Here is a 7,999-nt window from a genome sequence, read left to right on the forward strand (position 1 = left end):
ACGCTTGCGGGTCAACGTGTATAGGATTTTGGTATGGGAATGCTCAAAAATTTTACCATTCGCGCAGTGATGCTCTCGATTCTGGGCCTGTTCTGCTTACTGTGGAGCGGCGTCGGGCTGTACAGCATCCACTCGCTTGGCGCGCTCAGCGAAGGCAATGACGTTGACCGTCATCTGGTTGAGCAAATGACGGTGCTGAGCAAAGGCAACGATCAATATTTTCGTGTTATTACGCGCCTGTCCCGCGTGATGGAAAGTAAAGCCGCCGGTAAAACGCTGACCGATGAGGCCTATGCTCCTGTGCAGCAGGCGCTGGACAGCATGACTCAGCAACTGGCACGCTTTAAACAGCTGGCACCCGGTCCGATGAATCCGGAAGTCGTCGATGGCGTCATTCAGAGCTGGCAAAAGCTGCTGGATGAGGGCGTAACGCCACAATTGCAACTGGCCCGTCAGGCCTCACCGGACGCATATCGCCAGCAGGCGAACAATGTCACTCCGCCGCTCAGTCGTGCCTTTGGCATCAGCGCAGAGAAGTTTAACCAGGGCGCAGCCGAAAAACTGGACAAAACCCGGGTGGAAGTCGACCACCTCACCGCGATGACCAAAACGATTATTACCATCACGGTGATTATTGGCCTGCTTATTCTGCTGTTTACTGACCGCTATCTGGTAGCGATGCTGGTCCGTCCGCTGGAAAGTATTCGTACCCACTTCGCAGTGATCGCGACAGGCGATCTCAGCCAGCCGGTAGCCGATTTTGGTCGCAACTGTGTCGGTAAACTGGTGCCGCTGCTGAGCGCCATGCAGGATAGCCTGCGTGAAGCGGTCAGCGCCATTCGCAGTGGGACCGAGAATATCTCGCGCGGTGCTGCTGAGATTTCTGCCGGTAACAATGACCTCTCTTCACGTACCGAAGAGCAGGCCGCCGCGCTGGAACAGACGGCGGCCAGCATGGAGCAGTTGACCGCCACGGTGAAATTCAACGCCGATAACGCCCGTCAGGCCAGCCTGCTGGCAGAAACTGCCACCACCACGGCACAACGTGGCGGTCAGCTGGTGAGTGAAGTGGTCAGCACCATGGAGGGGATCTCTGGCAGTTCGAAGAAGATCGCTGAGATTACCAACGTGATTAACGGCATCGCCTTCCAGACCAATATTCTGGCGCTGAACGCCGCGGTTGAAGCGGCACGTGCCGGCGAACAGGGTCGTGGTTTTGCGGTTGTGGCATCTGAAGTGCGTAACCTGGCACAGCGCAGCGCCAACGCAGCCAAAGAGATCGCGACACTGATTGAAGACTCGGTGCAGCGTGTAGGAAAAGGCGCGGAGCTGGTCAGCACAACGGGCGGCACCATGAATAATATTCTGAAGTCGGTGCAGGATGTGGACGCGATTATGAAACAGATCGCCTCTGCGTCGGAAGAGCAGAGCAAGGGCATTTCTCAGGTCGGCACCGCGGTTACCGAAATGGACAGCGTGACGCAGCAGAACGCCTCACTGGTTGAGGAGGTCTCCGCCGCCGCGAGTGCGCTGGCGCTGCAGACTGAAGCGCTGCAGGCCTCTGTGTCGAAGTTCCGCCTTTCCAGTAACCGCCCGACTTCACCTGCCGTCAGCAATACACCGGCTGCGCCAAAAGCGCCTGTGCTGAGTGCGCCTCAGGCGAAACCTGCTGATAATGGCGACTGGGTGACGTTCTGATCCCTGCAGAGCCACGCCACCAGCTCCGGGAGGAACGGTGGCCCATCCTGCGCGGGCCGCTGCAGTAAACTGTAAACGGCTCCGGTTTTAACCTCGCCAGCGAACGGCTTAATCAGCCTGCCGCTGGCAATATCACTCTCCACCAGGTTGCTGTCGGCAATCGCCACGCCATACCCCTGAATCGCTGCACTGATCGCTAAATCCATCGTGGCAAAATGCTGGTTTCGCTTCATGCTGAGCGTTACCTGCTGCGCCTGTAACCAGCACTGCCAGTCACGCGTGTCTGACGTGGGATGCAAAAAGGTCATTGCGGCCAGCGCCGCCGTCGTCTCCGGGCAGGGCTGACCAGCCGCTATCACCGGCGTCAGCGACTCGCTGAACAGGCAGAGCCCGTCTGGATGCGGTTTGCCATAAACAATCGCCGCGTCAAAGTTTTCAAGCTGCGCCGCGTGATCCAGGGTGGTAGTCAGGGCCACATGCAGTTCAGGGCAGTGTCGCTCCAGCGCCATCAGCCGCGGTACCAGCCAGCGCATGGCACAGGTCGGCGCTTTCAGGCGAAGGCTGATCTGACTGCGACGGACCTTTTCACTGGCCTGAACCATCAGTGCAAATCCCTGGCCGAGTTCAGGCAGCAATGCGGCACCTTGTGGGGTCAGCCGCAGCCCGCGCGCGTGGCGGTCAAACAGCGTCACGCCCAGCCACTGCTCCAGCGCGGCAATCTTACGACTGACAGCACCCTGCGTCAGGCAGAGCTCGCGGGCAGCATGGGTCAGATTAAGGTGACGGGCCGTCACCAGAAAGGCGTGAATGGCATTGAGCGGTAGCGATGAGCGTGACACGGTAGACCTCAGCTATGCAATTTTGTCATGGCTATTATGACGACATTTCGCTTGCCGACTCAAGCCTCAGCCCGTTGAATAACGATGTATCCCATCTGACCAGTTATGCACCTGACGGAGAAAATATGTCCCTGAACACGCCTGTCGCTATCCACTCAAAATTGCCGGACGTCGGCACCACTATTTTTAGCGTGATTGGCCAGCTTTCGGCGCAGCATAAGGCGATTAACCTGTCGCAGGGCGCACCCAGTTTCCCCTGCGATCCGGCGCTGGTCGACTCAGTCAGCCGTGCCATGCAGGCGGGGCACAACCAGTATGCCGCGATGATGGGCCTGCCCGCCTTACGCGAGGCACTCGCCGGAAAAGTGCAGACGCTCTATGGACAGAAATATGATGCCGCAAGTGAAGTGCTGATCACCGGCAGCGCCAGCCAGGGGCTTTATATGGCGATTACCGCGCTGGTTCATCAGGGCGATGAGGTGATCTTCTTTGAACCGGCGTTTGACAGCTATGCGCCGGTAGTGCGGTTACAGGGCGGTACGCCGATAGGCCTGAAGCTGCAGGTGCCGTCGTTTGCTATCGACTGGGATCAGCTGCGGGCGGCGATCACGCCACGCACCCGTATGATCATTATTAATACGCCGCACAACCCCAGCGCGCAGGTGCTGACCCACGACGATCTCAACCAGCTGGCAGCGTTGGTCCGCAACACCGACATCGTGGTGCTCTCCGATGAGGTTTACGAACATATTGTCTTTGATGGTCGCCCGCACTGCGGCATGGCGACGCATCCGGAGCTGGCCGCACGCAGCGTCATCGTCTCTTCATTTGGTAAAACCTTTCACGTCACCGGCTGGCGGGTAGGCTACTGTCTGGCACCGGCGGAGCTGATGACAGAGCTGGTGAAAGTGCATCAGTTTATGATGTACGCCGCCGATACACCGATGCAGGTTGGCTTCGCACACTATCTGCAGGTGCCAGAGAACTACCTGTCACTTAACGCTTTCTATCAGCAGAAGCGCGATCGGCTAATCGCTCTGATGCAGAACTCGCCGTTCCGGCTGTTACCGAGCGCCGGTTCGTTCTTTATGCTCGCCAGCTATGGACATTTCAGTGACGAACCGGACAGTGAGATGGTAAAACGTCTTATCGTCGATCACGGTGTGGCAACCATACCGCTGTCGGCGTTTTATGTGGATGGCACAGACAACAAACTGATTCGTCTCTCTTTTGCGAAAGACGAGGCGACACTTGAGGCTGGCGCGGCTGCGCTATGTGCTTTTTCTCACTGAATCACGCGAACGTGATTCAGTACGGGGAACAGGTAACCAGGACTTTTCGGGGTAAATAAATAATGAAAAAACTGAACGCGCTTTTTCTCGCTCTGGGCATGATGACAACGGTACAGGCACTGGCTCAGGATTTACGTTACGGCGTGGAGTCACAATATCCGCCGTTTGAAAGCCGCAACGCTAAAGGTGAGCTGGAAGGCTTTGATATTGAGCTGGGTAATGCCATCTGTAAGGCAGGCAACTTCAGCTGCCACTGGGTTGAGAGCAGCTTTGATGCGCTGATCCCGGCACTTCAGGCGAAAAAGTTTGATGCCATTAACTCGGCGATGAATATCACCGAAGCGCGCGCCAAAAGCATCGCGTTTACGCAGCCGATCTACCGTATTCCGACCATGTTAGTGGCGAAAAAGGGTGAAAATCTGGCTCCGACCGCCGAAGGTCTGAAAGGCAAAAGCATTGGTGTGTTGCAGGGATCGATTCAGGAAACCTATGCGAAGAAGCACTGGGAGACTCAGGGCGTGACGGTGACGTCGTATCAGGATCAGAACCAGGTTTATAACGACATGGTCGCAGGCCGCCTTGATGGCACACTGGTGATGTCCGCCGCCGGTCAGTCAGGCTTCCTCGATAAGCCGCAGGGCAAAGGCTTTGGCTTTGTGGGCAAGCCCGTCGAAGATGATGCGATTCTGGGTTCAGGCATCGGCTACGGCCTGCGTAAAGATGACGCGCCGCTGAAGCAGTCGCTGGACGCGGCAATCGTCAAAGTGCAGGGCGATGGCACCCTCAAAAAGCTGGCTGAAAAATACTTCCCGGGTATTGATGTCAGCGCGAAGCCATAACAGCAATCGGGCGCGTTCTGCGCCCGATTTCTCCGCTTAACCCGCTGCCAGATAACAGAGCTTTTCTGCCACCTGATAGGACTTCACAAACGATGTGATGGGCAGAAACTCGAAGCGTGAATGGAAGTTATGCGCGCCGGTAAAGAAGTTCGGCGTCAGCAGGCCTTTGGCTGACAGCGCGGCACCGTCCGTGCCACCCCGCATCGGAATCACTTTCGGCTCAATCTCCAGCGCGGCAAAGGCGCTGAAGATCAGATCTATTGCCCGGCGATCCTCACCCAGTGCATTGCTGATATTGCTGTAGATATCGCTGATCGTGATGCTCACTTCGCCTGTGGGATAGCGCGCCGCCAGCTCCTCTGCCGCCTGCTGCAACTGCTGCTTACGCGTCGCGAAGCTGGCCAGTTCAAAATCACGAATGGAGGCCTTCAGCGTCGCCTTGCTCGCGTTGGCCTGAATCTCATTAAACCAGATATAGCCTTCACGACCTTCGGTGTGCTCCGGTGTCTGCTGACGATCAAACAGGCTGATGTAGTCATGGGCCATCAGCAGCGGATTGACCAGAACGCCTTTGCCCGACATCGGGTGTGCCGGAACACCGGTAAACACAATCTCAGCCGCGGCGCCATTAAAGTTCTCGTAAACCACTTCGCCCAGTTCGCAGCAGTCGATGGTCCAGGCAAAATCGACATTAAAGCGCGTTTCCAGATCCAGCGCTTTCGCGCCGCGCAGGCCAATCTCTTCGTCCGGCACAAACGCCACCACGATATCGCCATGGTTGCCTTTGAGGTTCGCCATCAGCGTCATCACCACGCTGACCGCCGCTTTATTGTCTGCGCCCAGCACGCTGGTGCCGTCGCTGAAGATCACCTGCTGACCGACGTAGGGCGCGATCTCCGGATGTTCATCGCGGCGCAGCCAGATATCCTGCTCTGTATTCAGACAGAGATCGTCACCCTGCCAGGTGAGGATCTGCGGGTGGATATCGGGCGACAAGCCCACGTCAACGGTATCAATGTGCGTAATAAATCCGATGCGCGGTGCGTCTGGACGGTTGCCACGTTTCACCGCCGTCACCGTAGCATGGTCATCAATCACCACCTCGTCCAGCCCCAGCGCCCGCAGCTCGTCCGCCAGCAGTTCCGCCATGGCGTGCTGGCTCGGCGTACTCGGCAGAGTCGTGGATTTGGCATCGCTCTGACTGCTGACGGCGAGGTAACGGAAAAAACGTTCGGTGAGTTGCGACTCAAGTTTGTCTGTCATCACTATTCCTTATTAGTCAGCCATAAGCGGGGTTCGCTATGGTGCCGAATCGTGCTATCAATGAAGCATCTGAATGATTCATTTAGAGATTGTGATCACCGGAAGTCAATACAAAGCGAGGATGATAATGAAAATCAAGATAGCCACCTTAGCGCTTGTTACTGCTGGGATAGCGCTGGCTGGCAGCGTTAACGCCAAAACGCTGGTCTACTGTTCTGAGGGATCGCCAGAGAATTTTAACCCTCAGCTCTATACCTCGGGAACCAGTGTTGACGCCAGTGCAGTGCCGGTGTTTAACCGGCTGGTGGACTTCACGCCCGGCACCACCGATCTGGTACCCAGTCTGGCAGAAAGCTGGGAGATCAGCCCGGATGGCACCGTCTACACCTTCCATCTGCGCAAAAACGTGAAGTTCCAGAGCAACAAACAGTTCAGACCCAGCCGTGACTTCAATGCCGATGATGTGATCTTCTCATTTATGCGCCAGATGGACCCCAAAAATCCCTACCACAATGTCTCTGGCGGCACCTATTCCAATTTTGAAAGTCTCGAGCTTTCCACGCTAATCAAAAGCATCGATCGGGTGGATGACCATACCGTGCGCTTTACGCTCGCCCATCCGGAAGCGCCGTTCCTTGCCGACCTCGCCTGGTATTTCGCCTCGATTCACTCAGCAGAATATGCCGACGCCATGCTGAAAGCGGGGACGCCGGAGAAGGTCGATATGAACCCGATTGGCACCGGCCCGTTTGAGCTGGTGCAGTACCAGAAAGATTCCCGCATCCTCTATAAAGCGTTCCCGGAATACTGGCAGGGCAAGGCGAAGCTGGATCGTCTGGTGTTCAGCATCACGCCGGATGCTTCCGTGCGTTACGCCAAGCTGGAGAAGAACGAGTGTCAGGTGATGCCATTCCCGAACCCCGCCGATCTCGACAAAATGCGCGCCAACCCGGATATCACTCTGGAACAAAAGGCGGGTCTGAACACCGGCTTCCTGGCATTCAACACCACCAAAGCGCCAACCGATAACGTTAAAGTGCGGCAGGCGCTGGCGATGGCGATTAACAAACCGGCGATCATTGAGGCGATATTTAAAGGCACCGGCACGGTCGCAAAAAATATCCTGCCGCCTGGCGTCTGGAGTGCTGACAAAGATCTGAAAGATTACGACTACGACCCGGAGCAGGCCAAAGTGTTGCTGCAACAGGCGGGCGTGAAACCCGGCACCGAAATTGCGCTCTGGGCGATGCCGGTTCAGCGGCCTTATAACCCGAATGCACGCCGCATGGCGGAGATGATTCAGTCGGACTGGGCCAAAATTGGCATTAAAGCCAGTATCGTCAGCTATGAGTGGGGTGAGTACCTGAAACGCGTTCGCAGCGGCGAGCATCAGGCCGCGCTGATGGGCTGGACCACCGCGACCGGCGATCCGGATAACTTCTTCGGCCCACTTTACAGCTGCACCTCTGCGCAGGGCGGTTCTAACTCCTCAAAATGGTGCTACCAGCCGTTCGAGAAGTTAATCACCGAAGCCCGCGCCGAGCCGGATCAGGGCAAACGCACCGCGCTCTATCTGCAGGCGCAGCAGATGATGCATGACCAGATGCCTGCCGTAATGATTGCGCACTCCACCATCTTTGAGCCTGTTCGCAAATCGGTCAGCGGTTACCAGGTCGATCCGTTCGGTAAGCACATCTTCTATCAGGTGGGTATTAAGCAGTAAGGGATTGCTACAACACCCAGAGGCGCACACCCGAGTGTGGTCTCTGCTTATGCACCAAAGTCAGGATAGACATGACAGCAATAAATAAGCTCAACGCAAAGGGAATATGACCCGAAGAGGAAAGCGTTCCGCACCGGGACAAAAACGTCGGGAGCGTTTTTGAACAACGCAACGCGTTGGCCCGGCAACGGGCGCACCTCAGGGATGAGGTGCGTACTAAAAACGTCGGGAGCGTTTTTGAACAACGCAACGCGTTGGCCCGGCAACGGGCGCACCTCAGGGATGAGGTGCGTACTAAAAACGTCGGGAGCGTTTTTGAACAACGCAACGCGTTGGCCCGGCAAC

Annotated in this window: 7 protein-coding genes; 4 read left to right on the top strand and 3 right to left on the bottom strand. The window is 56.7% G+C overall.

The window, feature by feature from the left end; genetic code table 11:
- Window positions 1-33 precede the first annotated feature (33 nt).
- Complete coding sequence (locus QSK07_RS04825; RefSeq protein WP_275219406.1) at window positions 34-1,698, top strand: methyl-accepting chemotaxis protein; 1,665 nt, start codon at window positions 34-36, stop codon at window positions 1,696-1,698.
- Here the strand turns inward: QSK07_RS04825 and QSK07_RS04830 are convergent.
- On the bottom strand, window positions 1,656-2,537 hold the full coding sequence (locus QSK07_RS04830; RefSeq protein WP_098050461.1) for a LysR family transcriptional regulator: 882 nt from the start codon (window positions 2,535-2,537) through the stop codon (window positions 1,656-1,658). The two genes, QSK07_RS04825 and QSK07_RS04830, sit on opposite strands and share 43 nt — an antisense overlap.
- Window positions 2,538-2,662: 125 nt before the next feature.
- Here QSK07_RS04830 and QSK07_RS04835 point away from each other — a divergent pair, with 125 nt between their 5' ends.
- Entirely contained in the window at window positions 2,663-3,829 is a 1,167-nt protein-coding gene (locus tag QSK07_RS04835; protein WP_098050462.1) for a methionine aminotransferase, read from the top strand.
- 62 nt (window positions 3,830-3,891) lie between these two features.
- Complete coding sequence (locus QSK07_RS04840) at window positions 3,892-4,668, top strand: transporter substrate-binding domain-containing protein (protein ID WP_098050463.1); 777 nt, start codon at window positions 3,892-3,894, stop codon at window positions 4,666-4,668.
- A 36-nt stretch (window positions 4,669-4,704) separates the two neighbouring features.
- On the opposite strand, the gene pepT is transcribed toward QSK07_RS04840, so the two are convergent.
- Window positions 4,705-5,931, bottom strand: coding sequence for a peptidase T (pepT, locus tag QSK07_RS04845; protein ID WP_285720584.1), 1,227 nt, complete (start codon window positions 5,929-5,931; stop codon window positions 4,705-4,707).
- A gap of 127 nt (window positions 5,932-6,058) precedes the next feature.
- Between pepT and QSK07_RS04850 the strand changes: the two genes are divergently transcribed.
- Window positions 6,059-7,654, top strand: a complete 1,596-nt coding sequence (locus QSK07_RS04850; protein WP_285720585.1) for an ABC transporter substrate-binding protein — start codon at window positions 6,059-6,061, stop codon at window positions 7,652-7,654.
- Window positions 7,655-7,701: 47 nt separating this feature from the next.
- On the opposite strand, the gene QSK07_RS04855 is transcribed toward QSK07_RS04850, so the two are convergent.
- The coding region (locus QSK07_RS04855; RefSeq protein WP_285720586.1) for a hypothetical protein at window positions 7,702-7,999 on the bottom strand (298 nt) is incomplete at its 5' end.

Source organism: Pantoea sp. QMID4 (genome assembly GCF_030270445.1).
Classification (GTDB): Bacteria; Pseudomonadota; Gammaproteobacteria; order Enterobacterales; family Enterobacteriaceae; genus Pantoea; species Pantoea vagans.